The sequence below is a fragment of the Rhodococcoides navarretei genome (genome assembly GCF_038069675.1).
In the GTDB taxonomy this organism is placed as follows: domain Bacteria; phylum Actinomycetota; class Actinomycetes; order Mycobacteriales; family Mycobacteriaceae; genus Rhodococcoides; species Rhodococcoides navarretei.
Genome location: NZ_JBBPCN010000001.1, coordinates 1,276,321 through 1,300,438 on the forward strand (window position 1 = coordinate 1,276,321; position 24,118 = coordinate 1,300,438).

The 24,118-nt window shown below is 65.7% G+C and carries 27 protein-coding genes; 21 read left to right on the forward strand and 6 right to left on the reverse strand.

Annotated elements, in window-relative coordinates; translation table 11 throughout:
* The first annotated feature begins 124 nt into the window (after positions 1 to 124).
* From AABD04_RS06340 to AABD04_RS06360, 5 genes are read left to right on the forward strand one after another with little or no spacing between them, the layout of a single operon-like run.
* Positions 125 to 1,888, forward strand: a complete 1,764-nt coding sequence (locus tag AABD04_RS06340) for an ABC transporter family substrate-binding protein (RefSeq protein ID WP_341442968.1) — start codon at positions 125 to 127, stop codon at positions 1,886 to 1,888.
* Positions 1,885 to 2,607 carry a haloacid dehalogenase type II gene (locus tag AABD04_RS06345; RefSeq protein ID WP_341440562.1) on the forward strand — a complete coding sequence of 241 codons (723 nt, stop codon included), beginning with the start codon at positions 1,885 to 1,887 and terminating at the stop codon, positions 2,605 to 2,607. Before AABD04_RS06340 ends, AABD04_RS06345 begins: the two co-directional genes overlap by 4 nt.
* A 7-nt stretch (positions 2,608 to 2,614) precedes the next feature.
* A complete protein-coding gene (gene mshB, locus AABD04_RS06350; RefSeq protein ID WP_423228217.1) occupies positions 2,615 to 3,538 on the forward strand; it encodes an N-acetyl-1-D-myo-inositol-2-amino-2-deoxy-alpha-D-glucopyranoside deacetylase in 924 nt (307 codons plus the stop codon).
* A gap of 45 nt (positions 3,539 to 3,583) precedes the next feature.
* On the forward strand, positions 3,584 to 3,742 hold the full coding sequence (locus AABD04_RS06355; RefSeq protein WP_008714214.1) for a hypothetical protein: 159 nt from the start codon (positions 3,584 to 3,586) through the stop codon (positions 3,740 to 3,742).
* A 45-nt stretch (positions 3,743 to 3,787) separates the two neighbouring features.
* Positions 3,788 to 4,240 carry a hypothetical protein gene (locus AABD04_RS06360; protein WP_341440563.1) on the forward strand — a complete coding sequence of 151 codons (453 nt, stop codon included), beginning with the start codon at positions 3,788 to 3,790 and terminating at the stop codon, positions 4,238 to 4,240.
* Here AABD04_RS06360 and AABD04_RS06365 read toward each other — a convergent pair.
* The 3 genes from AABD04_RS06365 to AABD04_RS06375 all read right to left on the reverse strand — a co-directional run bounded on the left by AABD04_RS06365 (position 4,167) and on the right by AABD04_RS06375 (position 6,854).
* The gene (locus AABD04_RS06365; protein WP_341440564.1) at positions 4,167 to 4,862 is read right to left on the reverse strand and encodes a uracil-DNA glycosylase; all 696 of its coding nucleotides are present in this window, start codon (positions 4,860 to 4,862) and stop codon (positions 4,167 to 4,169) included. The genes AABD04_RS06360 and AABD04_RS06365 overlap by 74 nt on opposite strands.
* Position 4,863: 1 nt before the next feature.
* Positions 4,864 to 6,312: a PH domain-containing protein gene (locus AABD04_RS06370; protein WP_341442970.1), complete on the reverse strand. Its 1,449-nt coding sequence runs from the start codon at positions 6,310 to 6,312 to the stop codon at positions 4,864 to 4,866.
* Between the two features lie 62 nt (positions 6,313 to 6,374).
* Positions 6,375 to 6,854, reverse strand: coding sequence for a PH domain-containing protein (locus AABD04_RS06375; protein WP_341442971.1), 480 nt, complete (start codon positions 6,852 to 6,854; stop codon positions 6,375 to 6,377).
* A 98-nt stretch (positions 6,855 to 6,952) separates the two neighbouring features.
* Between AABD04_RS06375 and AABD04_RS06380 the strand changes: the two genes are divergently transcribed.
* From AABD04_RS06380 to AABD04_RS06400, 5 genes are all read left to right on the forward strand, one after another.
* The gene (locus AABD04_RS06380; RefSeq protein WP_341440565.1) at positions 6,953 to 9,493 is read left to right on the forward strand and encodes a bifunctional FO biosynthesis protein CofGH; all 2,541 of its coding nucleotides are present in this window, start codon (positions 6,953 to 6,955) and stop codon (positions 9,491 to 9,493) included.
* Between the two features lie 37 nt (positions 9,494 to 9,530).
* Entirely contained in the window at positions 9,531 to 10,289 is a 759-nt protein-coding gene (locus AABD04_RS06385) for a hypothetical protein (RefSeq protein ID WP_341440566.1), read from the forward strand.
* Positions 10,290 to 10,403: 114 nt separating this feature from the next.
* Entirely contained in the window at positions 10,404 to 10,727 is a 324-nt protein-coding gene (fdxA, locus tag AABD04_RS06390; protein WP_008714223.1) for a ferredoxin, read from the forward strand.
* Between the two features lie 4 nt (positions 10,728 to 10,731).
* On the forward strand, positions 10,732 to 11,835 hold the full coding sequence (gene dapC / locus AABD04_RS06395; protein WP_341440567.1) for a succinyldiaminopimelate transaminase: 1,104 nt from the start codon (positions 10,732 to 10,734) through the stop codon (positions 11,833 to 11,835).
* Positions 11,836 to 11,960: 125 nt separating this feature from the next.
* A complete protein-coding gene (locus AABD04_RS06400; RefSeq protein ID WP_243595940.1) occupies positions 11,961 to 12,578 on the forward strand; it encodes a LysE family translocator in 618 nt (205 codons plus the stop codon).
* A 179-nt stretch (positions 12,579 to 12,757) separates the two neighbouring features.
* On the opposite strand, the gene AABD04_RS06405 is transcribed toward AABD04_RS06400, so the two are convergent.
* Entirely contained in the window at positions 12,758 to 13,183 is a 426-nt protein-coding gene (locus AABD04_RS06405) for a hypothetical protein (protein ID WP_243596824.1), read from the reverse strand.
* A gap of 2 nt (positions 13,184 to 13,185) precedes the next feature.
* Here AABD04_RS06405 and AABD04_RS06410 point away from each other — a divergent pair, with 2 nt between their 5' ends.
* From AABD04_RS06410 to AABD04_RS06430, 5 genes are all read left to right on the forward strand, one after another.
* Positions 13,186 to 14,601 carry an acyl-CoA synthetase gene (locus AABD04_RS06410; protein ID WP_341440568.1) on the forward strand — a complete coding sequence of 472 codons (1,416 nt, stop codon included), beginning with the start codon at positions 13,186 to 13,188 and terminating at the stop codon, positions 14,599 to 14,601.
* Between the two features lie 40 nt (positions 14,602 to 14,641).
* Positions 14,642 to 15,301: an SDR family NAD(P)-dependent oxidoreductase gene (locus tag AABD04_RS06415; RefSeq protein WP_341440569.1), complete on the forward strand. Its 660-nt coding sequence runs from the start codon at positions 14,642 to 14,644 to the stop codon at positions 15,299 to 15,301.
* A 190-nt stretch (positions 15,302 to 15,491) separates the two neighbouring features.
* On the forward strand, positions 15,492 to 16,004 hold the full coding sequence (locus AABD04_RS06420) for an OsmC family protein (RefSeq protein ID WP_341440570.1): 513 nt from the start codon (positions 15,492 to 15,494) through the stop codon (positions 16,002 to 16,004).
* Positions 16,005 to 16,008: 4 nt separating this feature from the next.
* Positions 16,009 to 17,307 (forward strand): O-acetylhomoserine aminocarboxypropyltransferase/cysteine synthase family protein, encoded by a 1,299-nt coding sequence (locus tag AABD04_RS06425; RefSeq protein ID WP_341440571.1) that lies wholly within the window; start codon positions 16,009 to 16,011, stop codon positions 17,305 to 17,307.
* Positions 17,304 to 17,789 (forward strand): CoA-binding protein, encoded by a 486-nt coding sequence (locus AABD04_RS06430; protein ID WP_341440572.1) that lies wholly within the window; start codon positions 17,304 to 17,306, stop codon positions 17,787 to 17,789. Before AABD04_RS06425 ends, AABD04_RS06430 begins: the two co-directional genes overlap by 4 nt.
* Positions 17,790 to 17,793: 4 nt before the next feature.
* Here the strand turns inward: AABD04_RS06430 and AABD04_RS06435 are convergent, their stop codons facing one another.
* Positions 17,794 to 18,555: an SDR family NAD(P)-dependent oxidoreductase gene (locus tag AABD04_RS06435; RefSeq protein ID WP_341440573.1), complete on the reverse strand. Its 762-nt coding sequence runs from the start codon at positions 18,553 to 18,555 to the stop codon at positions 17,794 to 17,796.
* Positions 18,556 to 18,616: 61 nt separating this feature from the next.
* On the opposite strand from AABD04_RS06435, the gene AABD04_RS06440 reads away from it, so the two are divergent.
* The 4 genes from AABD04_RS06440 (at position 18,617) to AABD04_RS06455 (ending at position 21,755) form a co-directional block, all read left to right on the forward strand.
* Positions 18,617 to 19,201 (forward strand): TetR/AcrR family transcriptional regulator, encoded by a 585-nt coding sequence (locus AABD04_RS06440; RefSeq protein ID WP_341440574.1) that lies wholly within the window; start codon positions 18,617 to 18,619, stop codon positions 19,199 to 19,201.
* A gap of 10 nt (positions 19,202 to 19,211) precedes the next feature.
* The gene (locus tag AABD04_RS06445; protein WP_341440575.1) at positions 19,212 to 19,643 is read left to right on the forward strand and encodes a DUF1810 domain-containing protein; all 432 of its coding nucleotides are present in this window, start codon (positions 19,212 to 19,214) and stop codon (positions 19,641 to 19,643) included.
* Positions 19,644 to 19,653: 10 nt separating this feature from the next.
* Entirely contained in the window at positions 19,654 to 20,109 is a 456-nt protein-coding gene (locus AABD04_RS06450; RefSeq protein ID WP_341440576.1) for a 6,7-dimethyl-8-ribityllumazine synthase, read from the forward strand.
* A gap of 215 nt (positions 20,110 to 20,324) precedes the next feature.
* Positions 20,325 to 21,755, forward strand: a complete 1,431-nt coding sequence (locus tag AABD04_RS06455) for an HNH endonuclease signature motif containing protein (protein WP_341440577.1) — start codon at positions 20,325 to 20,327, stop codon at positions 21,753 to 21,755.
* Between the two features lie 89 nt (positions 21,756 to 21,844).
* Here the strand turns inward: AABD04_RS06455 and dapD are convergent, their stop codons facing one another.
* Positions 21,845 to 22,798 carry a 2,3,4,5-tetrahydropyridine-2,6-dicarboxylate N-succinyltransferase gene (dapD, locus tag AABD04_RS06460; RefSeq protein WP_341440578.1) on the reverse strand — a complete coding sequence of 318 codons (954 nt, stop codon included), beginning with the start codon at positions 22,796 to 22,798 and terminating at the stop codon, positions 21,845 to 21,847.
* Positions 22,799 to 22,979: 181 nt separating this feature from the next.
* On the opposite strand from dapD, the gene AABD04_RS06465 reads away from it, so the two are divergent.
* Together AABD04_RS06465 and AABD04_RS06470 are read left to right on the forward strand one after the other, a co-directional pair.
* A complete protein-coding gene (locus tag AABD04_RS06465) occupies positions 22,980 to 23,123 on the forward strand; it encodes a hypothetical protein (RefSeq protein ID WP_341440579.1) in 144 nt (47 codons plus the stop codon).
* Between the two features lie 69 nt (positions 23,124 to 23,192).
* Positions 23,193 to 24,113, forward strand: coding sequence for an SMP-30/gluconolactonase/LRE family protein (locus AABD04_RS06470; protein ID WP_341440580.1), 921 nt, complete (start codon positions 23,193 to 23,195; stop codon positions 24,111 to 24,113).
* Positions 24,114 to 24,118 lie beyond the last annotated feature (5 nt).

Genomic DNA, 24,118 nt, shown 5'->3' on the forward strand with positions numbered 1-24,118 from the left:
CTTCGTGCGGCAGAAGCGACGTGTCACCCTTGTGGGGCGCGTCGCTTCTGTCGCACAAGGTAGCCGACCACGAAGGAGATCCTCGTTGCGCAAAGTGCTGATACCGACGGTTCTGGTTTCTGCCATGGCTCTGGTACTCACCGCGTGCACCGCGGATCCGCCGCCCCCGATCGAGAGTGTCGAGACCTCGGTCAGCACGACGATGGTTCCGGCCGAGACCGGTGATCCGGTCGTCGTCGCCATCGACGACGTCGGTATCGGCTTCAATCCACATCTGCTGGCAGATCAGTCGCCCGCGACGGCAGCGGTCAGTTCGCTGGTGCTGCCCAGCCCGTTCCGCCCGTTTCGGAATCCCGACACCGGGGCGACCACCTGGGAGCCGGACCTGTCGTTGCTCACCTCGGCCGAGGTGACGTCGCAAGCGCCGTTCACCATCCGGTATCAACTGCGCAACGAGGCCCAGTGGTCCGACAGCGCACCGATCGCCGCCGAGGACTTCCGCTACCTGTGGCAGCAGATGATCACCCAGCCCGGGGTCGTCGCCCCCGCGGGGTATGAGCTGATCAGCGACGTCACGTCCTCGGGCGGGGGCAAGACGGTCGACGTGACGCTGTCGTCGCCGTATCCGGCCTGGCAGCGACTCTTCTCCGATCTGCTGCCCTCGCACCTGCTCAAGGACTCGCCCGGCGGTTTCCAAGGGGGGCTGACGGACAACGTGCCGGTCTCCGGTTCCAGGTTCAGCATCAAGACCGTCGACAAGGGTCGTGACGAGATTCTGCTCGAGCGGAACGACCGATTCTGGGACGAGCCCGCAGCACCCGATCAGATTCTCATCCGTCGGGGAGGCACCCCGGCACAGCTCGCCGATTCTCTGCGGTCGAGTGATGCCCAGATCGCCCAGGTTCGTGGCGATGCGGCGCTGCGGGCGCAGCTTTCCGCGATTCCCGGGGTGCGGACCGACACCATCAGGCAGTCGCGCGTGCTGTCCATGACTGTCAACGGGCGAGCGCCGAACATGTCCGATCCTGCTGTGCGACAAGGGATATTCGGCCTGCTCGATCCGAACCTGTTGGCCACCGTCGGAGCGGCAGGGGGTGCGACGGATCGCCGAGCAGCAGCACAGCTGTCCTCTCCCTCGGACCCAGGCTATTCCGCGACAGCGCCTGCTCCGATCGGCACGACGGCTGCCCTCGATCTGCTGGAACGGGCCGGGTTCGTGCCGACACCCGATGCGCTGGTGACATCCACACCGAGTGCCGCGACCACCGCCGCCCCGACCACGACCGCGGTTCCCAACGGTGCGCCCGCGACGACGGGCGCTCCGACGCCGAGTGTCACCCGCCTCGCGGACGCGACCGGCACCGCCTTGAGGTTCGTCATCGGTGCCGTCGAGAACGACGACATCGCGCTCGCTGTCGCCGGCACCGCCGCGGACGAACTCGTCGGCGCGGGGATCGATGCGACCGTCACGCCGCTGCCCGCCGACGAGCTGTATTCGACGGCGTTGACCGAGGGAACCGTCGACGCGATAGTCGGATGGACGAGCGCAGGAGTGGACCCCGCGACGGCTCTCGCGTCCCGCTTCGGCTGCGTCGAGGAGAGCTCCGACGATGGCGACACCGGCATCGAGGCCCCGCGGAACCTGTCCGGGCTGTGCGTGCCGGAACTGCAACCGAGGATCGACCGGGCCCTGGTGAGCGGTCTCGATCCCTCTGTAGCCACCAACGTTGTGGAGCCGGCACTGTGGTCTCTGGCGTCGACGCTGCCGATCATGCAGGACTCGTCGGTGGTCGCGGCCGTTCCCGGTATCACCGGCGTATCGCTGACCGGCCCGGTGGAGGTCGGAATCTTCGCCGACGCCGCGCAGTGGATGCGGACGCCCCGGTGACCATCCCGAGGTGCCCCCGGGTGATCGTGTTCGATGTGAATGAGACATTGTCCGATATGGCTCCGATGGCGACACGATTCGATGACGTGGGAGCGTCGCCGCAGCTGTTCCCCACGTGGTTCGCGAGCGTGTTGCGCGACGGTTTTGCGCTCGCGGCCGCGGACGCCGCTCGGCCGTTCGCCACCGTCGGTGCCGGTGCGCTTCGGACGCTGCTGTCCGAGGCCACGCTGAGTCGCGATACGGACGACGCGGTGGAGCACATCATGACCGGGTTCACCGATCTCGACGTTCATCCCGACGTGGTCGAGGGTGTGAGAGCCCTGGCAGCACTCGGTATCCGACTGGTGACGTTGAGCAACGGCTCGGCGTCGGTCGCGCAGACCCTGCTCGACAGAGCCGGGGTACGTGGCGAATTCGAGACGCTGCTGTCGGTCGAGGCGGCGGGCCGGTGGAAGCCGCACCCGCAGTCCTACCGGTACGCACTCGACCAGTGCAGGGCCGAGCCCGAGGACACCATGCTCGTCGCCGTGCACCCCTGGGACATCGACGGCGCACACCGCGCAGGCATGACCACGGCCTGGATCGATCGGGGCAACAGCCCGTACCCCACCTATTTCGCCGCACCCGATGTGCATGCGAGCTCGCTACCGCACCTGGCGCAGCTACTCGGCGAGCGGGGACGGGAAGACAGCGAGAGACGGCGGAGCGACAGTGAGTGACGGATCGATGACGGGCCAGACAAGTGCTGAGCAGACGATGACGGAGCCGCAGCGGTTGCTTCTGGTCCACGCGCATCCGGACGACGAGACCATCACCACCGGCGGCACCATCGCCCACTATGTTCGCGCCGGTGCCGATGTGACCGTGCTGACCTGCTCGCTGGGCGAGGAGGGTGAAGTGATCGGCGAGACCTGGGCCGATCTGGTCGTCGATCGCGCCGATCAGCTCGGTGGCTACCGAATCCTGGAACTGCATCGCGCGCTCGCGGCCCTGGGCTGCAATCCACCCCGATTTCTCGGCGGAGCCGGCCGCTGGCGGGATTCGGGAATGGCCGGCACGACGGCTGCACGCAAACCGCGCGCGTTCGTCAATGCCGATCGCGACGAGGCGCTCGGCGCACTCGTGGCGGTGATGCGTGAGCTGCGGCCACAGGTCGTCGTCGGTTACGACCCCGAAGGGGGATACGGACATCCCGATCACCAGCAGGTGCACTCACTGGTGACCGAGGCCGTCGAGGTCTGCGGGACGGGTTCCTACCCCGACGCGGGAGCGCCGTGGGAGGTATCGAAGTTCTACTGGACCGTGACCGGCCAGGACCAGCTGCACTCGGGGCTGGCCTCGATCGACGGCCTCCCGTCGGGATGGCGACTGCCGGAGGACGGGGAGCTGCCGAGCGTTCCGGAGAGCACGATCACCACCAGCATCGACATCCGCGGTGTACTCGACGCCAAGAGGGATGCGCTCCGCGCCCACGCCACCCAGGTGACCGTCGCGCCGTCGGGCAGCGAGTACGCGCTCTCCAACAACATCGCCCAGCCGATCCTGCTCGACGAGCAATACGTGCTCGTCCGCGGTGAACTCGACCCCGATGAGACGGGCAGAGAGAACGATCTGTTTGCCGGCGTACTAAGCTGTGGTCCGCATCACTGAAATACACACCGGTACTGATCTCACCACAACAGGGGCGGAACACATATGTACAACTGGGTAGTGCAGGACGCCATCGTCGCGTTCGTCGATTCTCTCAAGCCGCAGTTCGGCGCGCAGGCAGATCTGTACCAGTACGTATTGGGACAGATCGCCATGGGCGCGAGCAACCTGCTGACCTCGCTGGGATACCCGCCGGTTTCCTGAGTACCGGTGCACTGAAACAACCAGGGTCAAGGCAGTATTGGGCGCATGATCTCGAAGGCCGCATCCAATACTGTCGCCCTGGTGTCCTGGGCGACTGTCGCAGTACTGGTGTTCGACGGTTTCCTGTCCGGAATTCTGTCGGTCTTCTTCCTTCCGACCTACCTCGGGTCGGTGCAATTTCCCATCAGCGCGCTGCTCGGCGGGATCGCCAACGTCGCGTTGGTCCTGGCCGCACGCAAAGTAGCGGAACGGCCGATCTGGGTGGCGTCACCCCTTGTCGGATGGTTTTTCGCGGTGGTCCTGTGCATGTTCGGCGGCCCGGGCAACGACGTTCTTCTCCTCGCCGATTGGCGCACGATGCTGCTCATCGTCGCCGGTGCAGGCCCCGCCGGTGTGCTGCTGTTCATGTTCCGGATGAAGGCGATCACAGCAAGCGTGCATGCCGACCCGCATTCCGCAACACATCCTCGATCATCGTCGGAGTCAACAGTCCGGTGAAGGTGTTTCGCTGGCTCACGTGATAGCTCCCGAACACGGTGATCGAGCCCAGGTCGAGTTGAGCGCCATGGCCGAATTTCGGTGCAGGACGGGGTATTTCCCACCCGTTGGCGGCCAGCGTCGGTAAGAGGGACTGCCAGCCGAATGCCCCGAGAACGAGCACCGAGCGCAGAGTCGGACGCAGCAACCGCAGTTCGTCGTCCAGCCAGGGCCTGCACGTGTTGCGTTCGGCGGGCGTCGGCTTGTTCTGTGGGGGAGCGCAGTGCACCGGCGCAGTGATGCGAACCCCGTTGAGCGTCAACCCGTCTCCGATGTGCGTAGCGGTGGGTTGGCTGGCCAGCCCGACGGCATGCATCGCGCGGTACAGCACGTCGCCGCTTCTGTCTCCGGTGAACATCCGCCCGGTGCGGTTCGCTCCGTGCGCCGCGGGGGCCAGCCCGACGATCAGCATCGCGGCATCGGCCGGACCGAAACCGGGAACTGCCTTGCCCCAATATGATTCGTCCGCGAAGGCGGCCCGCTTCTCCTCGGCCACCTGCTCACGCCACTGGACCAGGCGAGGGCAGGCGCGGCACTCCGATACCGCGATGTCGAGGTGCTCGATGCTCTGCGGTCGCGTCATGTCAGGTTCGATGCAGCCAGACGTCTCCGGCTCCCGGAGTGACGGCGTCGATCATCGCCCACGCGTTCTCGATGGGGATGTCGATCACCTCGTAGTGGCCGACACCTGCCGGTGTTGCGGCGACGATGGTGGCCACCCCGGCTCGGCGCTGGAAGAAGCTCTGCCGCACGGTCCAGCCGATGATGCCCGCGGCTTCGAGGCTGTGCCGAGTTCTGTCGAGCGAACCGTGCTGGGTGATGAGCCAGCCGGGCAGGACGGCATGCCCGAGACCACGGTAGCGATCGTGCGCGAGTCCGAATGCCGCCACGAACAACACCCCGAGCGCGATCCAGGCGAGGATCGGGATGGGCGCGCCGAAATACCGTGCGATTCCCAGACCGGCCGCGAGAACCAGCGGTGGCAGTACGGCGCGGGTGTAGCGACGACGCCGCGCCGCCGACCCGTGTTGCAGCAGGGGTCGGTCGGCACCGCCGTGCAGTCCGGCCTCGCCGAGCACGGTGGTCATCATGCGCAGCGCCTCGGTCCGCGGGGCCTGCGGGAGCAGTAGGGACGATTCCTTCTTCTCGGCACTGACACCGGTCATGATGGCGTCCAGCCTGGCTCCACCGGCCGCGCGAAGCAGCAGCGGTTCGGACAGTGAGGTGCCGCGCAGCCGCTTGCGATCGAGTGTCGACTGGCGGGTGCGGAGCAGCCCGTGACTGACGTGCATGGTGCGGCCCTGGTCCGTCACCGTCAGGTTGGCGTAGGCCAGTAGATAGCGGACGCACGCGAAGATGCTCGACACGACGAGCAGCGCCATCAGCGCCACGACGACGACCACCGCGATTCCGAATCGCTCGGCGGAGTCGATGCTGTTGGAGACCACCGAGGACTCGGCGAGTGTCTGCCCGAGGCCGTACTGGAACAGCACGCCGACGGCTGCGGCGATGGTGACGATGCCGGTGATGGAGAACGGCGCGAATCGCACCCACGAGAACTGCCAGTGTGCAATCTCCACGTCGGAATTCGCTGCTGCGGTGGGTGTTCCGTCTACCTCCGGGATCTGCCCCGAGACTCGCTGCAGTAGATCTCCGCGAAGTTCGGGTACCAACGAGGTGTCCAGGGCGTTGAGCTCGAAGTCCTCACCCTTGCCTGCCTGTTGCCCGGTGCCGATGCGCAGGATGGACAACCCGAGTACGCGGTGCAGAACGTTCGCTTCGACGTCGACCGACCGAATTCTGTTGCGAGGAATCGAGAGCACCTTCTTCTGCAACACCCCGCTGCGTAGTTGCACGTGTACCGGGCCGATCCGGTAGCTGGTGGTGAACCACCGCAGAATCGCGAAGATCACCACGACCGCGAGAAGGCCCAGGCTCCAGAAGTGGTTGCCGCTCTGGCTACCGACGAAGAACGAGATCAGCAGCACCGGCAGGATCTTGATGCCCTCGTTCACCGGATGCACCAACAACATTCGCTTGTCCAACCGCAGCCACGGCTGCTCCTCCTCGACGGCGAGGAGGTGCTCCTGGTCGGTCACGTGGCATCTCCCACGGTGCGGCCGGCGATGTCGGTCAGTCGCGCGACCGTCTTGTCGGCGACATCCTGGTCGAGCGCCGTGATCTTCACCGCACCCGCGGACGACGCCGTCGTCACGGTGACCGTCGCCAACCCCAGCATGCGGTCGAGCGGTCCGCGCTCGGTGTCGACGGTCTGCACCCGCGAGATCGGTGCGATGCGTCGCTCCTGGCTGAGCCAGCCGGTGCGGGTGTAGACCGCAGTGTCGCTGATCTCCCAACGATGCACGCGGTACCGCCACTGCGGCACGACCGCGATGTTCAGGACGGCCAGCACGATGGATGCGACGAGGACGGCGACGTGCGGCCAGGTGGTCCACGTCGAGTCGACGACAGCCCAGACGACCTGGGCGACGAAGATCGGTACCCACAGCAGACCGGCACTGAGAGCCCAGAGTAGACGCGCACGCGGAGACGGTTGCCACTGTGGATCGGTCATCGTTGTCACGGGTACAAACCTAGCCCTCACCCGCGCACGAGGGCGGCAGTCCGACCCGCGGGTGGCACGTGCGTACCAGGAAGGCGCATGATCGACTGGTGACTTTGCAGCCTGACTCCGCTCCAGCCGCCTCTGCCATGCGTCGCGTTCTGCGTCGTGCCCGCGACGGGGTGTCTCTCAACGTCGACGAGGCCACGGTGTTGCTGCATGCGCGTGGGGACGATCTGGTGGACCTGATGGCGTCGGCTGCTCGGGTTCGCGATGCCGGGCTGGAGTCGGCCGGTCGTCCCGCGACGGTCTCGTATTCGCGAAAGGTGTTCGTACCCATCACGCGGTTGTGCCGCGACAAATGCCACTACTGCACGTTCGTCACCGTCCCCGGCAAGCTCAATGCCTCCGGCCACGGGATGTTCATGGATCCCGACGAGATCGTCGACGTCGCCCGTAAGGGTGCCGCGCTCGGGTGCAAGGAAGCGCTGTTCACCCTCGGCGACCGACCGGAGGAGCGGTGGCCCGAGGCCAAGGCGTGGCTCGACTCCCGCGGCTACGACTCCACTCTCGACTACGTGCGCGCCATGTCGATCCGGGTGCTCGAGGAGACCGGCTTGCTGCCGCACCTCAACCCAGGAGTGATGTCGTGGCAGGAACTCTCGCGACTCAAGCCGGTGGCTCCGTCGATGGGCATGATGCTCGAAACCACGTCGCGTCGGCTGTTCGAGGAGAAGGGGCAGGCGCACTACGGCAGCCCCGACAAGGATCCCGAGGTTCGGCTGCGAACGTTGACCGACGCGGGCCGGCTCAACATTCCGTTCACGACCGGCATCCTCGTCGGCATCGGTGAGACGCTGCGGGACCGGGCCGAGTCGATCATGGCAATTCGCAAGGTGCACAAGTCTTTCGGTCATGTGCAAGAGATCATCGTGCAGAACTTCCTGGCCAAGTCCGATACCGCGATGCGGTCGGTGCCCGACGCGGGAATGGAAGAATTCCTGGCGACGATCGCGGTGACGCGCATGGTGGTCGGTCCGTCGATGCGCATCCAGGCTCCGCCGAACCTGGTCGAGCCGGAGGAGACGGCAGCGCTGCTCGGCGCAGGCGTCGACGATTGGGGCGGGGTCTCGCCGCTGACTCCCGATCACGTCAATCCCGAGCGGCCGTGGCCGAACCTCGACACTCTCGCCGCGTTGTCGGCGGCCGCCGGTTACACGCTCGTGGAACGTACTGCCGCGCAGCCGCAGTACGTGTTGGCCGGTGCGCCGTGGATCGATCCGCGGATCTCGGCGCACGTGCGAGCAGTGGCCGACCCGGAGACCGGGATGGCACGCGAGAACGTGAACCCGACGGGTCTGCCGTGGCAGGAACCGGACGAGGAATGGGAGTCCTCGGGCCGGGTGGATCTGAACACCGAGATCGACACCCAGGGCCGCAACACCGAGACCCGCTCGGATCTGGCGAATGCATTCGGCGACTGGGAATCGATTCGTGAGCAGGTCCGCGATCTGGCCGGCCTCGAGCGGGTCGACCGGGACCTGGTGTCCGCGTTGACCGCAGCGGAGAAAGACCCGGCCGGGTTGTCCGACGAGCAGTACCTCGCACTGGCGACGGCCGAGGGCCCCGGCATGGATGCCGTCGCTGCGCTCGCCGACGATCTGCGCAAGCAGGTCAACGGGGACACCGTCACGTACGTGGTGAACCGGAACATCAACTTCACCAACATCTGCTACACCGGGTGCCGCTTCTGCGCGTTCGCGCAGCGCAAGGGCGACGCCGACGCGTTCACCCTGTCCACCACCGAGGTGGCCGATCGGGCGTGGGAAGCGCACGTCGTCGGGGCCACCGAGGTGTGCATGCAGGGCGGTATCGACCCCGAACTGCCGGTGACGGGGTACGCCGATCTGGTCCGTGCGGTGAAGGCGAAGGTGCCGTCGATGCACGTGCACGCGTTCTCGCCGATGGAGATCGTCAACGGGGCCTCCCGCGGTGGTCAGTCGATTCGCGAGTGGCTCACCGAGCTGCGCGCGGCCGGCTTGGATTCGATCCCGGGTACCGCCGCGGAGATTCTCGACGACGAGGTGCGGTGGGTGCTCACCAAGGGCAAGCTGCCCGCCGCCGAGTGGATCGAAGTGATCACCACCGCGCACGAGGTGGGACTGCGTTCGAGCTCGACGATGATGTACGGGCACGTCGACAATCCGTCGCACTGGGTCGGGCACCTGAACGTTCTCAAGAAGATCCAGGACAAGACGGGCGGGTTCACCGAGTTCGTGCCGCTGCCGTTCGTGCATCAGTCCTCACCGCTCTATCTGGCGGGTGCCTCGCGTCCCGGTCCGACCAATCGGGACAACCGTGCGGTGCATGCTCTGGCCAGGATCATGCTGCACGGCCGTATCGACAACATTCAGACGTCATGGGTGAAATTGGGAATCACGGGTACACAGGCGATGCTGAACGGAGGCGCGAACGATCTGGGAGGGACCCTGATGGAGGAGACGATCTCGCGTATGGCGGGTTCGCAGAACGGTTCGGAGAAGACCGTCGCGGAACTGCACGAGATCGCCGACGGCATCGGACGCCCGGTTCGTCAGCGCACCACCACCTACGACCCGGCCCCGGCCGTGTCGGTTGCCGGCCTGATCTGACCCTCGGGTCCCCTTTTCGAAATGGAGCTTGTCTGACATGGACGACCGTCGAGTCGCCGCGGTTCTGAGCAGTGCCGTCGCCATCATCCATCCCGTGCTCGACATCCTCGCGACACGCGACCCGATCGGGCTCAAGGGACGAACGTTTCGGCAGTCCTCCGCGGACGACTCGACGCTCGACAACGTCATCGATTTTCTCGCGAAGGCTTTCGACACCACCGACTTCCCGGGTACTGCAGGCTGGGAGGAGCTCGACAGCGACGCTCGCTCGCAGTGGTGGGTCAATCGCATCGGCGCACTCAACACCGTGGCCGTGGCGTTCCCCGGCGTGTTCGGCATCTTGGTCAACCGTCTGCCGATCCAGGATCTGCTCGGTTTCGCCAATCAGGCGATGGTGCTCGTGGCAGTGGCCCGCGAATCGGGTGTGACCGATCGTGAGACGCACGTGGCGTTGCTCGGGTCGGTGCTGTGCAAGCGCGATCTGACGTCGTTGGCCGACAGTGCTCCGGCGGAGAAGGAGGAGTCGCCCAAGTCGGGTCCGTTCGCGCTGCTGCGCGGAATGTGGCAGATCGCGAACGTGCTGCGCGACGTCGCCGGTGAACTGGAGAAGCGTCCGCACCCCCGCGGGTTCTACCGCGTGCTCGGTGCCATCCCGCTCGTCGGCGGTGTCGCGGGTTACTTCGGTGAGCGCGGCGCGCTCTCGCGCGCTGCCAAGCAGGGGCGGAAGTGGCTGGCAGCACACCAGAAGGCCTCGGTCTTCGTTGCCGATACGACCGCACAGCAACTGCGGCGATAGCCGGACTGGGGCAGGTGAGGCCACCCTGGTCGGTTTGCTCCAGGTTCGGACGGCGATACTAGGATGCTCAGGGCGCGCGAGCGCCCGAAATCGATACAGGAGGGGAGAGCAGCAGTGACTTACTCGATTGCAGAACCGTGCGTAGATGTACTGGACAAAGCGTGCATCGAAGAGTGCCCGGTGGATTGCATCTACGAGGGTAACCGAATGCTGTACATCCACCCCGACGAATGCGTCGACTGCGGAGCCTGCGAGCCCGTGTGCCCCGTCGAGGCCATTTTCTACGAGGACGACGTACCCGAGCAGTGGAGCGCGTACGTCGGTGCCAACGTCGACTTCTTCGACGACCTGGGATCTCCCGGTGGCGCAGCGAAGCTCGGCAAGACCGATTACGACCCGCCGTTCATCAAGGCTCTGCCTCCCATGGGCGAGAACTGACGCCTTGGTACGTACAGCGGTGGCAGCGGGGCTGCCCGATTTTCCATGGGACTCGCTGACCGCCGCGAAAGAGAAGGCGTCGGCGCACCCGGACGGCATCGTCAACCTGTCGGTCGGTACCCCGGTGGATCCGGTCGCAGAGGTCATCCGTGCAGCGCTGAATTCTGTGGCGGACGAACCCGGTTACCCGACGACCGTCGGTACCGTGGCGCTGCGGGAGGCTGCGGTAGCGGCGCTCGAGCGTCGCTACTCGATCACCGGCATCTCGACCGACGCGGTACTGCCGGCCATCGGCACCAAGGAAATGATCGCCTGGTTGCCGACGCTGCTCGGCCTCGGAGCCGACGATCTGGTTGTCATCCCCGAATTGGCATATCCCACCTACGAAGTGGGGGCGCTGCTCGCTGGATCGCGCACGATCCGGGCCGACGGCCTGAATCGGCTCGGGCCCGAGCGGGCGTCGCTGATCTTCGTCAACTCACCCTCCAACCCGACCGGCAAGGTGCTCGGAGTCGAGCACCTGCGCAAGGTTGTCGCCTGGGCCCGCGAACGCGACGCGATCGTCGTGTCCGACGAGTGTTACCTGGGTCTGACCTGGGACGCCGACGCCGTGTCCGTCCTCGATGCCCGCGTGTGCGACGGTGATCACACGAATCTTCTTGCGGTGCACTCACTCTCGAAGACCTCGAACCTGGCGAGCTACCGCGCCGGCTTCGTCACCGGTGATGCCTCCCTCGTCGCCGAGTTGCTCGAAGTGCGCAAGCACGCCGGCATGATGGTGCCGCTGCCGATCCAGGCCGCCATGACCGCGGCTCTGGCCGACGACGAGCACGAGAGCGTTCAGCGTGAGCGATACCGGGCCCGGCGCACGATATTGAAGTCCGCCGTCGAGGCCGCCGGCTTCACCGTCGACCATTCCGAGGCCGGGCTCTACCTGTGGGCGACGCGGGGCGAACCGTGCCGCGACACCGTCGACTGGCTCGCGCAGCGCGGGATCCTCGCCGCGCCGGGGGAGTTCTACGGGCCCGACGGTGGACTGCACGTGCGTATCGCGCTGACGGCCACGGACGAGCGCATCGACGCTGCGGCTGCTCGCCTGCGCGGGTAGTCGAGTTTCTCTGGTGCGCTGAGCGTCCACTATTCGGCCCGTCGAGCGGGATCCCGTTTCTCGATGCGAATTGTGGACACTGAAATCAGTTGGCTCCGGGTCGGCCCGGGTGTTCTCATGTACCCATGACCCTCAGCCTGTTGCTCAGCTTCGCCGGAGTGTGTTTTCTGCTGGCGATTCTGCCCGGGCCCGATTCGTTTCTGGTGCTTCGCTACAGCATCGGCGGCCTCAGGCCAGGCATCGCCGCGGCGATGGGCGTCGCGATCGGTGGACTGTTCTGGGCCGTGTTGGTGGCCGTCGGGCTGGCGGCGATCGTCGAGCAGTCCGCGACGGCGTATCGCGTCGTGAAAATTCTCGGCGGGCTGTACCTGCTGTATCTGGGCGTCAAGGCAATTCGAGCGCGACGGAAGAAGAAGGTGGCCGGGGAGCCTCTGGTGCCCGTCGCCGCGTCCGCGTGGTCGGCGTTCGGTGCCGGGGTTCTCTCGTGCGCGCTCAATCCCAAGGTGGGACTGTTCTACCTCGCGGTGGTGCCGCAGTTCCTCACCGTGGTCACGTTCGCCGGTGCCATGACGCTCGGACTGGTCGAGGTGGTCGTCGCCGCACTGGTGATGGGAGTGTTCTCCGTGCTCGCCTCACGCGCGGTCGCGTTGCTGCGCAAACCAGCGGTGGCCGACTGGCTGGATCGCATCAGCGCTGGAATCCTGGTTGCCCTCGGCGTCGGAACGGTGGCGTCCTCGGCCTAGTGGACAACAGCAAGTAGGGGAAGTGGCAAGCCTCGAGTTTCACGACTGACGGGTACGGGGGCGCGGCCTGGATCTCGCAAACGCGCGCGCATTTGCCATATGCGCGCAGAATCGTGACGCGATACCGCTCGCGTTCGGCAAACGCGCGCGCGTTTGCGAGGACTGAGGGGCCGCGTGGATCACGGCTCGAGATCCGGCTCGCCCACGTCCCAGCCGCCGCGTCGGATGCGCAGGATGTAGACCAGTTCGTTGCTGCCGAATGCTTCGACCGTGGTGAAGCGTTTCGGCTCAGTATTGACCTCGGGGTTACGGGCATGAGCTTCCTCGTAGAGCTGAGTGGCTCGAAGATCGGCCAGTTCCACTCGGGTCCAGAAGTCGTCGGACTGCACCGAGTAGACGAGCCGCGGTGCGCCGTCGGTGACGTGTGCGATGTCGATGTCGTCGTCCTCGGAGTCCTCGTCGTCGAGGTCCAGATCGAGTTCGTCCTCGGAATCGGCGTCCTGCTCGGCGTCGGTCCCGATCAGATAGACGCCCGCCTGCAGGTCACCGGCGGCGACCGTCATGTACTCGGCGTAGTCGCCGGTGTCGATTCCGTCCACGTCCATGTATGTACGGTAGCCATGTGCTGCTTCGTTCACTGAACCCACTCGCCGTTGCGCGGGGAGACGACATTCCCGACGCCATCACGATCGACGGAGTCTCGCTCTCCCGCGCCGATATCCTGGGCGCGGCGACATCCGTGGCCGAGCGCATCTCGCGAGCCGACCGCCTCGCGATCTACGCGACGCCGTCGGTCAAGACGGTGCTCGCCGTCGTGGGCGCACTCATCGCCGGTGTCACCGTGGTGCCGGTCCCGCCCGACGCCGGGGTGGCCGAACGTGAGCACATCCTCCGCGACTCGGGCGCGCAGGCCTGGCTCGGTGAGGCACCGTCGGACACCTCCGGGCTGGAGGTCCTGCCGGTGCGTCAGCACGCACGCTCGTGGCACAGCTACGCCGAACCGCAGCCGTCCTCGGTCGCGTTCGTGCTCTACACCTCCGGTACCACCGGCCCACCCAAAGGCGTACTGATCTCGCGCAGTGCCATCGCCGCAGGTCTGGACGCGTTGGCGCAGGCCTGGGCATGGACTTCGAGAGACACTGTGGTGCACGGACTTCCGTTGTTCCACGTCCATGGTCTCATCCTCGGTGTCCTCGGCCCACTGCGTGTGGGCAGCCCGCTGATCCACACCGGTAAGCCGACGCCGGAGCTCTACGCGGCCGCTCGTGGATCCTTGTACTTCGGAGTGCCGACCGTGTGGTCGCGCATTGCCGCGGACGAGACGTCCGCCCGCGCCCTGGCCCACGCCCGACTGCTGGTGTCCGGCAGTGCGCCGCTCCCGGTTCCGGTGTTCGAGAAGTTGCGTGAACTCACCGGGCAGGCCCCGATCGAGCGATACGGCATGAGCGAAACCCTCATCACCATCAGCACCCGCTCCGACGGCGAGCGGCGCGCTGGCTCGGTGGGACTGCCGGTCGCGGGCGTCGAGACACGGTTGCGCGGTGAGAAGGGCGAAATCCTGCCGCACGACGGCGAATCCATCGGCGCGCTGCAGATCCGCTGCCCCATGCTGTTCGACGGTTACCTGAACAATCCGGAGGCGACAGCGAAGACCTTCACCGAGGACGGCTGGTTCGATACCGGAGACGTCGCCCTCATCGAGCCGGACGGTTTCCACCGCATCGTCGGGCGAGCGTCGACGGACCTGATCAAATCCGGCGGCTATCGCGTCGGCGCGGGGGAGATCGAGACCGTGTTGCTGGGCCACCCGAGCGTCGACGAGGTCGCCGTGGTCGGTATGCCCGACGCCGATCTCGGTCAGCGCATCGTGGCGTTCGTCGTCGGCACCGATGTGGAGGATCGGGTGCTGATCGATCTGGTGGCCACCGAACTGTCGATTCACAAGCGGCCCCGCGAGATTCGAGTGGTCGACTCGCTCCCGCGCAATGCTATGGGCAAGGTGCAGAAGAAGCTGTTGTCGTAGTCGTCAGCGGGGGTGTGAGGTGGCCGTTAGCCTCGAAAGTATGACGACACTCGACGGTGCACGCATTCTCGTATTCGGTGCCAGTGGCGGTCTCGGCGGCCCGATCGTCGAGCAGCTCGCGAACGCCGGTGCTCGGTTGACCGTGAGCGGCCGGAGCATCGAGTCGGACCATCACACGGTCGATGCCGATCTGACGCTGCCGGACTCGGCTCGCTCGGTGGTGGCGGAGGCCGTCGAACACCACGGTGGACTGGACGGGATCGTCATCGCCGCAGGTGTCGTGGCGTTCGGTCCGGTGACCGAAGTGGACGACGACACCGTCGACGAATTGCTGCTGCTGAACTATCTGGCACCGCTGCGGGTGCTTCGCGAAGCGCTGACCACCCTGGGTAAGGGCGGGTTCGTGCTCAACATCAGCGCCGTCGTGGCCGACAAGCCGATGCCGAACATGGGTGCATACTCGGCGACCAAGGCCGCGGTGAGCGCATTGTTGAAAAGCGTTCGTACGGAGGCGCGTAAGTCGAAGATTCGAATCGTTGACGTGCGTCCGCCGCACACCGAGACGGGACTGGCGACACGGCCGATCGCCGGGCAGGCACCGAAGCTACCGCAGGGTCTGACGCCGGATGCAGTGGCAGCACGTATCGTCGCGGCGATCGTCGACGATGAGACGGACGTCGGCGCGGATCAGTTCTCGTAGGCTATTGTCGGCATCGTGACCGAGACACACGTGATCGACGCAGCCAGAAGGCTCGTGCGTCGTCGCACCATCGACTTCGGTCTCGTCTGCACTTCTTCCTGTTCGTAACTGTCGATCGAACCCATCCCCGACGAGCATTTCGCGCTCCTCGGGTCGTTCCGGCAACCCTCCAATCGAACAGGAATTTCCCATGACCACATCTGTGTCCCATCTCGGCGGCGTCATCGCTGCCACCGACGATGCCGTGCAGGCCGATCCGAAGAACGCGCACGCAGTCTTCCGGGCTTCGGTCACCGCGCACGATGCTGTCGCCAGCACCGTCACCTTGGGCAAGTACAGCGTCGAGGTCGACGAGCCCCCCGCCCTCGGTGGTGAGAACAAGGCCGCCAACCCGGTCGAGTACTACCTGGCGTCGCTGCTGTCCTGCCAGGTGGTCACCTACCGCGTCTGGGCGGAGAAGCTCGGGATCGTCGTCGACGACATCAAGGCCAAGGCCGAGGGTGACCTCGACGTTCGCGGCTTCTTCGGTTTCGACGACGACGTTCGTCCGGGCTTCGGTGAGGTGCGCGTCGTCGTGACCGTCTCCGGTCCCGAGTCACGGGAGCGGTACGAGGAGCTGCAGAAGGCCGTCGACGATCACTGCCCCGTGCTGGATCTCACGCGCAATCCCACTCCGATCCACACCGTTCTCGAAACGGCCTGACGTCATGAGCGAACGGACATTCGGCCTGCGTACCAGAGCAATTCACGCCGGAGCGAGGCCAGATCCTTCCACCGGTTCGCGTGCGGTGCCGATCTACCAGACGGCGAGCTACGTGTTCGAGAATTCAGCGGACGCAGGCGATCTGTTCGCTCTGCAGAAGTACGGCAATGTCTACAGCCGTATCGGTAACCCCACGGTCGCCGCCTTCGAGGAGCGCATCGCGAGCCTCGAAGGCGGCATCGGAGCGGTTGCGTTCGCCAGTGGGTTGGCGGCCGAGTTTGCAGTGTTCGCCGCGCTTGCCGGCACCGGAGACCACATCGTTGCCGCGGCCGGGCTGTACGGCGGCACGGTGACCCAGCTGGACGTGACGCTCCGTCGCTTCGGCGTCGAGACCACGTTCGTCCCGGGCACCGATCCGACGAATTACGCAGCAGCGGTGACGGAATCGACCAAGCTGATCTACGCCGAGATCATCGGTAACCCGTCGGGGGAGATCGCCGACCTCGACGGTCTCGCTGCCGTCGCCCACGATCACGGAATTCCGCTGGTGATCGACGCGACGATGGCGACGCCCTGGCTGAGTCGGCCCATCGAATTCGGTGCCGACATCGTGATCCACTCGGCGACGAAGTTTCTCGGCGGGCACGGTTCGACGCTGGGGGGAGTGGTGGTCGAGTCCGGTCGATTCGACTGGGGCTCAGGCAAATTCCCGCAGATGACAGAACCGGTGGCCTCCTACGGCGGGCTGTCGTGGTGGGGAAACTTCGGCGAGTACGGCTTTCTGACCAAACTGCGCAGTGAGCAACTGCGCGACATCGGGGGCGCGTTGGCACCTCAATCGGCGTTCACCTTGATCCAGGGGGTGGAAACGTTGCCGCAGCGCATGGACGCGCATGTCGGCAATGCCCGAGTGGTCGCCGAATGGCTCGAAGCAGATTCCCGGATCGAGTACGTGAGATGGGCTGGGCTGGAGGGGCATCCGCATCACGACCGCGCAGCGAAGTACCTCCCCGCCGGCCCTGGTGCGGTATTCGCTTTCGGAATCGACGGTGGCCGCGAGGCCGGTCAGGCGTTCGTCGAGAGCGTTCAGGTCGCCAGCCATGTGGCCAATATCGGTGACGTGCGCACGCTGGTGATCCACCCCGGCAGCACGACGCATCGACAATTGACCGACGAGCAGCTGCGCGGAGCAGGTGTCGATCCCGAGCTGATTCGCATCAGCGTCGGACTCGAAGATGTCGAGGACATTCTGTGGGACCTGGATCAGGCCCTGACACTGGCAACAGGAAAGGCGCGGTCATGAGCGAACGCACCTGGCAGGGCCCGTCCGCGCCGCAGCGGCAACGCATCCTGCGTGAGACGAAGACCGTCGCGATCGTCGGTGCGTCCAAGAATCCCTCGCGGGCAAGCTACTTCGTCAACCGGTATCTGTCGTCGACGAGCAACTACGAGATATTTCTCGTGAATCCGACGGTTGCCGACATCGAGGGCACGCCCGTGTACCCGACGCTCGCCGATCTCCCGAAGCTACCGGACATGGTGGACGTGTTCCGCAAGTACGACGACTTGCCCGACGTTCTCTCCGAGGCGATTGCAGCGCAGGCGAAGACGATCTGGCTTCAGCTCGGGTTGTGGCACGAGCAGGTGGCACGCGACGCCGAGGCAGCGGGGCTGAACGTTGTCATGGATCGGTGCCTCAAGATCGAACACGCCCGATTCCACGGAGGGTTGCATCTGGCCGGATTCGATACGGGAGTGATCGATTCGCGTCGTACCCGCGGTTAGCGCTTCAGGCCTTCAGCAGGCGACCGCTGATCTTCGCGGCCAGTGAACGTGGGGCCAAACGCACACCGCCGGCGCTGATCTTGTTGGACAGGCCGGATACGACGCTGGCGGGGGTGCGGCGAGAATCCAACGCGCGCATAGCCGTCGAGACCACCTGCTCGGAGGTCTGGTAGTTACCCACCGCGGCGTCGCCGGTTCCGACGACGTCGAAGAACTCGGTGCGGGTGGGGCCGGGGGAGAGCGCGAGAATCTTCAGCGACGAGGTGCGGTGCTCGAAGGCCAAGGCTTCGGTGAAGTTGAGGACGAAGGCCTTCGTGGCACCGTAGACGGCCATGTTTGGGGTGGGTTGGTACGCAGCGGTACTCGCGATGTTGATCAGGGCGCCGGTGAGGCTCGGCAGAAATGCGTGCGTCAGGTCGACCAGGGCGCTCACGTTCAGTGCGATCTCGGCGGCGATGCGCGCAGGATCCTCGTCGGTGAACTTTCCGTGCGTCCCGAAGCCTGCATTGTTGACGAGGGTGGTGGGGTTGATTCCCTTGTCCGCCAGCGTGGTTCGTAGGGCTGCGCCGACGCCGGACACGCCCAGGTCCATGACCACGACGGTGGCCGTCACGCCGTGCTCGGTTTCGATGCGCCGTGCCAGGGCGTTCAACCGATCGGCGCGTCGTGCCACCAGGACGACGTTCTCGCCGCGTGCGGCGAAGCGGGTGGCGAATTCTTCGCCGAGGCCCGAGCTTGCTCCGGTGATGAGCGCTGTGGAAGTCATGGCAGCCAATGTAGGCAGTGTCAGCATTGTTGTCAACGCCAACATCACCTAGGGTGAATGCATGGCAACGCAGCGCTACCACCACGGCGACCTGCGCGCGGTGTTGCTCGACGAGGCCGAACGGAGCATCGCGCACGGCGGGGTCGACGCGTTGTCGCTTCGGCAGCTGGCCAGAGACGTCGGTGTCAGTCACGGTGCCCCGGCGCGCCACTTCCGGGACAAGCAAGCGCTCCTGGATGCGCTGGCACTGCACGGTTTCGAGGAACTGAACCGCCGGATGGTCACAGCGGCAACGGGGCCCGGTGAGCTGATGGCTCGGTTCCGTGGAGTCGCCCGCGCCTACGTGGGATTCGCCGTCGAACACCCGGAGTTGCTGGACGTCATGTACAGCACCAAGCATCATCCCGACGCCAGCGAGAAGCTGAAAAGTGTTGCGCACGAAAGTATGACCGCTACCGAGGCATTGCTCGGCGAAGCCATAGCAGCCGGTGTGATCACCGAGGCTCCACCGGAGATCCTCGCGCGAGTGGCATTCGCGAGCGTGCACGGACTCGCGATGCTGGCCACCGGGGACCTGCTCGACGGCGTCCCGACCGAGGATCTGCTCGACGCCACCGTCGACACCCTGCTGCGCGGGTTCACCTAGGTTGAACGGCATGACCGAATACGACCTGCAACGCTTCGTCGACGCTCAGGATCCCGTCTGGACTGTGGTGACGCGGGAGCTGAAAGCGGGACGGAAACAGACGCACTGGATGTGGTTCGTGTTCCCGCAGTTGGCCGGTTTGGGGCGCAGCGCGACCGCTCAGCACTTCGGCATCGCGGATCTGACCGAGGCGGAACTGTATCTGTCGCACGAAGTGCTGGGGCCTCGCCTGAAGAAGGCGGCACGGCTTGTGTTGGCTGTCGAAGGACGGACGGTCGACGAGATCTTCGGCTATCCCGACAACCTGAAGCTGCATTCGTCCGTGACGCTGTTCGCCGAAGCTACCGAGGGTCCGTCCGTATTCGGTGAACTGTTGCAGAAGTACTTCGCCGGTGAATTCGATGGCCCGACACTCGACTTGCTGGACGAGCGATACCGCTAGCATCGCACGCATGACCACTCCACTCGCCGGATCCATTGCCTTCGTCCACGCCAGCTGGCACCTGGACATCGTCGATCGCGCGAGAGTGGGATTCGCCGCCGAGCTGAAGCAGCTCGGTCGGGGCGAGACGCCCATCGACGTGTTCGAGGTGCCCGGGGCCTTCGAGATCCCGCTGCACGCACAGCGGCTCGCCAAGACGGGCAAGTACTCCGCGATCGTCGCCGCTGCACTGGTGGTCGACGGCGGAATCTACCGACACGATTTCGTCGAAACGGCGGTCATCGATGGCCTGATGCGAGTGCAGCTGGACACCGACGTGCCGGTGTTCTCCGTGGTGCTGACGCCACACCACTTCCACGAACACGCCGACCACAAGGCCTTCTTCACCGCGCACCTGGAGACGAAGGGTGCCGAGGCGGCGCGGGCGGTTGTCAAGACTCTGGCTTCGCTGGGAACCATCGGCTGACGCGTCGGGTGTGCGGGTGATCGAAGTTCGACGCCGCGCCTTATGTCGTCGGCTCGGCGTTACTCGCGAGAGTGCTTCTAGCGCTGGGAGGTCTACGACGTCGGTCGTTACCACACCCTACCGACAGGTTCTGAGTCTCGAATAATTAAGCAGGGCAACAGTTTTCGATTCAATCATGCTTGCCAGTCGAACGTACGTTCGATACACTTGCTTCCATGACCACGGAGATCTGGCAACTGAGCGAGAGTGAACTGCTCGCCGACGCTGCCGCGGTCTCCCATGAGATTCAGTTGTCGGAGGCCCGGCGGATCGCTCTCGTCGCAGAGATCGACACCCGTGTGAGCCGTGAGAAGCTCGGATTCCCCGGACCCGCAGGCTGGCTGACCTCCACCACCCTGCTCTCGCCGTCCAAAGCCACCAAGATCGTCGCCCTCGCCCGCGGCATGAAGAACTTCCCCGATATCGCCGACGCCGTCAACACCGGCGTCATGTCCGTCGATCACGCCGCGCTGATCCTCACCTTCGCCGAAACCCCACCCAAGGACCTCCCGGAAGAGGGCCGCGTCATGGCCCGCACCGCGCTGATCGCCGCCGCGACCGGGCCCGAAGCACGCACCGGCCGCATCCGGGCAGCGATCACCAAGCTCGAGGACGAGTTCGGCGGCAAGACACCACCACCGGAGAACACCGACCGCAACGAACTGTTCGCGTCGACAACCTTGAACGGACGTCTGGTGGCGAAGATGGATGTCGACGCTGTCACCGGGGAGAAACTCCTCACCGCCCTCTCACCCCTGACCGAACCGCAACCCGCCGCAGACGGCACCCCAGACGACCGCAGCCCCGCCAAACGGCGCGCCGACGCCTTCGGACACATCCTCGACCAGTACCTCGCCTCGAGCAGCCGGCCCATCGAAGGCGGCGAACGCCCCCACCTGAACCTGCACATCAACCTGCGCGATCTCACCGACCTCCGCGACAGCGCCGACACCGACACCGACACCGACGACATTGCAGACAACGAAACCTCCCGCGCAGCAGACGAATCCGATACAGACGGCGTCGATCCGGTCGACATCAATACCGGACACCCCATCGACACCGACGCAGAAACCGAGCCGGACCGCGAAAACGGCAGCGGCAGCGAAGGCGAAGGTGACCGCAGTGAAGCGGATCGTGGCACCTATCGAGACCTGTTCGGCGACGGCACGTCGGTCGGCTGGCTCCCCTGGATGGGACCACTCTCCCGCAACACTTCCCGCCAACTCGCGTGCGACTGTGTTCTCACCGCCATCGTGATGGACGAGAACGGCAACCCACTCAACCTCGCCCGCACCGCCCGCACCGTCTCCGCCAAACAACGCAAAGCCCTCACCGCCCGCGATCACGGCTGCGCCTTCCCCGGCTGCGGAAAACCCGCCGCCTGGACCGAAGGACACCACATCTGGCACTGGGCCGACGGCGGCCCCACCGACATGGACAACCTCGTCCTACTCTGCGGATTCCACCACCGCCTGATGCACCACAGTGACTGGGAAGTGTTCATCGGCACCGACAACCACCCATGGTTCGTACCACCCGCCACCGTCGACCCCTACCGACAACCGCGACAATCCCACGCCCGCGCAGGCCCCCACATCGCCTGACCCCCAGGAAAGACTCCAGCCCCGCACCGAGAACACGGTGCGGGGCTGGAAGAGGTTGTCCGACAGAATGATTCGAGTGAATCGGACTCTCAGTCGTTGGCGTGCAATGCCGCGTTCAGTTCGACGCCGGTGCCCTTCCACGGCACCACCTCGACAGCACCCGACAGCGAGTTGCGACGGAACAGCAGGTTGGACTTGCCGGACAATGTCGCGGCCTTCACCACAGTTCCATCCGGTCCACTGACCTTCGTTCCGGCGGTGATGTACAGACCCGCCTCGACGACGCAGTCGTCACCGAGCGAAATGCCGAGCCCGGAGTTCGCACCGAGCAAGCAGCTCTTGCCGACGGAGATGACGTTCTTGCCACCGCCGGAGAGGGTGCCCATGATCGACGCACCGCCGCCCACGTCGGAACCGTCGCCCACCACGACACCCGCGGAGATGCGACCCTCGACCATCGAGTTGCCGAGCGTGCCGGCATTGAAGTTGACGAAGCCTTCGTGCATGACCGTCGTGCCGCTGGCCAAGTGCGCGCCGAGGCGAACGCGGTCGGCATCGGCGATACGAACTCCAGTGGGAACGACGTAGTCGACCAGGCGTGGGAACTTGTCGACTCCGTACACGGTCACCGGACCGCGGGCGCGCAGCTTCGCGCGCACCGTCTCGAAACCGTCCACCGCCGCGGGGCCGAAGTTGGTCCACACCACATTGGCGAGGAGTCCGAACACTCCGTCGAGGTTCTGCCCATGCGGCTGAACCAGCCGGTGCGAGAGCAGATGCAGTCGCAGATATGCATCGTGCGCGTCGATCGGGGCGTCTTCGAGCGAGGCGATGCTGGTACGAACCGCCACTACCTCGACGCCGCGCGCCTCGTCCGATCCGACGAGAGAAGCGAACTCGTCGGGGATATCGGATCCCTCCAGTCGAGCTGTGCCGGTCTCGAAACCCGACCCGAGCTCAGGGCTCGGAAACCAGGTGTCCAGAACGACACCCGACGTCGTGATGTTGGCAATTCCTACTGCTGATGCTCCCTGTGCGCTCACGGCAGGAAGAATACGCGGTGGGTTTCGCGCGCGGGTTCACCCGTCATCGCGGGTACTCGGACTGTTTCCGGAATCCGATCCTGGTGCCGCGTCGGTTCGTTACCGATTCGACTGCCGAGTGTGATCGCATCGGGATGCCGGTGGACGGGTAGGTGGCGGGGGAGCTGACAGAGTTTCACCGGTGATCACCCGTACCGGCTCGCGCAGCCGAGGAGCCGCAGCAGTGATGATGGACGGCGTCTCCTTCACCGGATTGGTGGCGACGCTGGCCGCGACGATCATCCTCGGAGTCGCTTTCGGTTTGGTTGTCGCCGAGGCGTGGTAGACATGCCCATCGGCTGACAGGGGGTCGCCGTAGGCGGGGGATGTCATGAGTTCGAGCAGGTCAATAGCCATGCGTTCGATAATCTCGGTGGTCGCTGCATCACTTCTGACGGTGACCGGCGTGGTTGCCGGTTCCGGTGCCGCAGCTGCCGCACCCAACTGCGTCGGAGTCGGCGGGAAGTCGGCAGTGGTCGCAAAAATTCCGGGGGCTGCACTGGAGGGTCTTGCAGTCGATGCGTCGGGTCGCGCCTACGCCACCGACATCGTGTCCGGCCGGGTGTACCGCATCGACGCGCCGGGTCGGCCCGCGTACCCCATCGCCAAGGTCCCCAGCGGCGGCGGTGGAGCTCTGGCTTGGATGCCCGACGGCACCCTGCTGGTCGGCTACGGAGCCGACCCTCGCGTCTTCGTCGGCGACGTCGTCAAGTCCGCGGGGATCGTTCGACTCGACGTCGACACCCTTGCCGTCACTCCCTTCGCGAAGGGTCTCAGTGCGGCGAACGGACTTGCCGTCGCCGCCGACGGAACGGTGTACGCCACCAACGACTTCGGCTCGCTCATCGGCCGGATCGGCCCCGACGGCGCGGTCGACCCAGCATGGGCGCGCTTCCCCAGCGCCAACGGCGCAGTGCTCGACGCCGCCGATCGGTACCTGTACGTCTCGCGAACATTCGTGAACCCAGGGGTCAGCCGAATTCCGATCGCCAACCCCTCGGCACCGGAAAGCGTGCTCGACCTGTCGGGTCTCGACAGCTTCGCGGCTCCGGACGGGCTGACCCTCGACGATGCCGGACGCCCGGTGGTGCCGCTCAACGCAGGCGGCTCCGTCGTCCGCATCGATGCGCCGGGGGCGACGTGTGTCATCGGCACCAGTACACGATTGACCAGCGTCGTGACGTACGGACGCTCCGACCAGGGCTTCTCGAGCGGAAGATTGTTCGGTGCCGGCTTCGACGGCGTGGTCCGCGAGATTCCGGGATCCACGGCCTAGAGTTT

Bases quoted from the DNA above. Each gene is read 5' to 3' on its own strand.
- AABD04_RS06340 (WP_341442968.1), top strand. From the start codon at position 125: ATGGCTCTGGTACTCACCGCGTGCACCGCGGATCCGCCGCCCCCGATC.
- mshB (WP_423228217.1), top strand. From the start codon at position 2,615: ATGACGGGCCAGACAAGTGCTGAGCAGACGATGACGGAGCCGCAGCGG.
- AABD04_RS06355 (WP_008714214.1), top strand. From the start codon at position 3,584: ATGTACAACTGGGTAGTGCAGGACGCCATCGTCGCGTTCGTCGATTCT.
- AABD04_RS06360 (WP_341440563.1), top strand. From the start codon at position 3,788: ATGATCTCGAAGGCCGCATCCAATACTGTCGCCCTGGTGTCCTGGGCG.
- AABD04_RS06365 (WP_341440564.1), bottom strand. From the start codon at position 4,862: ATGACGCGACCGCAGAGCATCGAGCACCTCGACATCGCGGTATCGGAG.
- AABD04_RS06370 (WP_341442970.1), bottom strand. From the start codon at position 6,312: ATGTTGTTGGTGCATCCGGTGAACGAGGGCATCAAGATCCTGCCGGTG.
- AABD04_RS06375 (WP_341442971.1), bottom strand. From the start codon at position 6,854: ATGACCGATCCACAGTGGCAACCGTCTCCGCGTGCGCGTCTACTCTGG.
- AABD04_RS06385 (WP_341440566.1), top strand. From the start codon at position 9,531: ATGGACGACCGTCGAGTCGCCGCGGTTCTGAGCAGTGCCGTCGCCATC.
- AABD04_RS06400 (WP_243595940.1), top strand. From the start codon at position 11,961: ATGACCCTCAGCCTGTTGCTCAGCTTCGCCGGAGTGTGTTTTCTGCTG.
- AABD04_RS06405 (WP_243596824.1), bottom strand. From the start codon at position 13,183: ATGGACGTGGACGGAATCGACACCGGCGACTACGCCGAGTACATGACG.
- AABD04_RS06410 (WP_341440568.1), top strand. From the start codon at position 13,186: ATGTACGGTAGCCATGTGCTGCTTCGTTCACTGAACCCACTCGCCGTT.
- AABD04_RS06415 (WP_341440569.1), top strand. From the start codon at position 14,642: ATGACGACACTCGACGGTGCACGCATTCTCGTATTCGGTGCCAGTGGC.
- AABD04_RS06420 (WP_341440570.1), top strand. From the start codon at position 15,492: ATGACCACATCTGTGTCCCATCTCGGCGGCGTCATCGCTGCCACCGAC.
- AABD04_RS06425 (WP_341440571.1), top strand. From the start codon at position 16,009: ATGAGCGAACGGACATTCGGCCTGCGTACCAGAGCAATTCACGCCGGA.
- AABD04_RS06430 (WP_341440572.1), top strand. From the start codon at position 17,304: ATGAGCGAACGCACCTGGCAGGGCCCGTCCGCGCCGCAGCGGCAACGC.
- AABD04_RS06435 (WP_341440573.1), bottom strand. From the start codon at position 18,555: ATGACTTCCACAGCGCTCATCACCGGAGCAAGCTCGGGCCTCGGCGAA.
- AABD04_RS06440 (WP_341440574.1), top strand. From the start codon at position 18,617: ATGGCAACGCAGCGCTACCACCACGGCGACCTGCGCGCGGTGTTGCTC.
- AABD04_RS06445 (WP_341440575.1), top strand. From the start codon at position 19,212: ATGACCGAATACGACCTGCAACGCTTCGTCGACGCTCAGGATCCCGTC.
- AABD04_RS06450 (WP_341440576.1), top strand. From the start codon at position 19,654: ATGACCACTCCACTCGCCGGATCCATTGCCTTCGTCCACGCCAGCTGG.
- AABD04_RS06455 (WP_341440577.1), top strand. From the start codon at position 20,325: ATGACCACGGAGATCTGGCAACTGAGCGAGAGTGAACTGCTCGCCGAC.
- AABD04_RS06470 (WP_341440580.1), top strand. From the start codon at position 23,193: ATGCGTTCGATAATCTCGGTGGTCGCTGCATCACTTCTGACGGTGACC.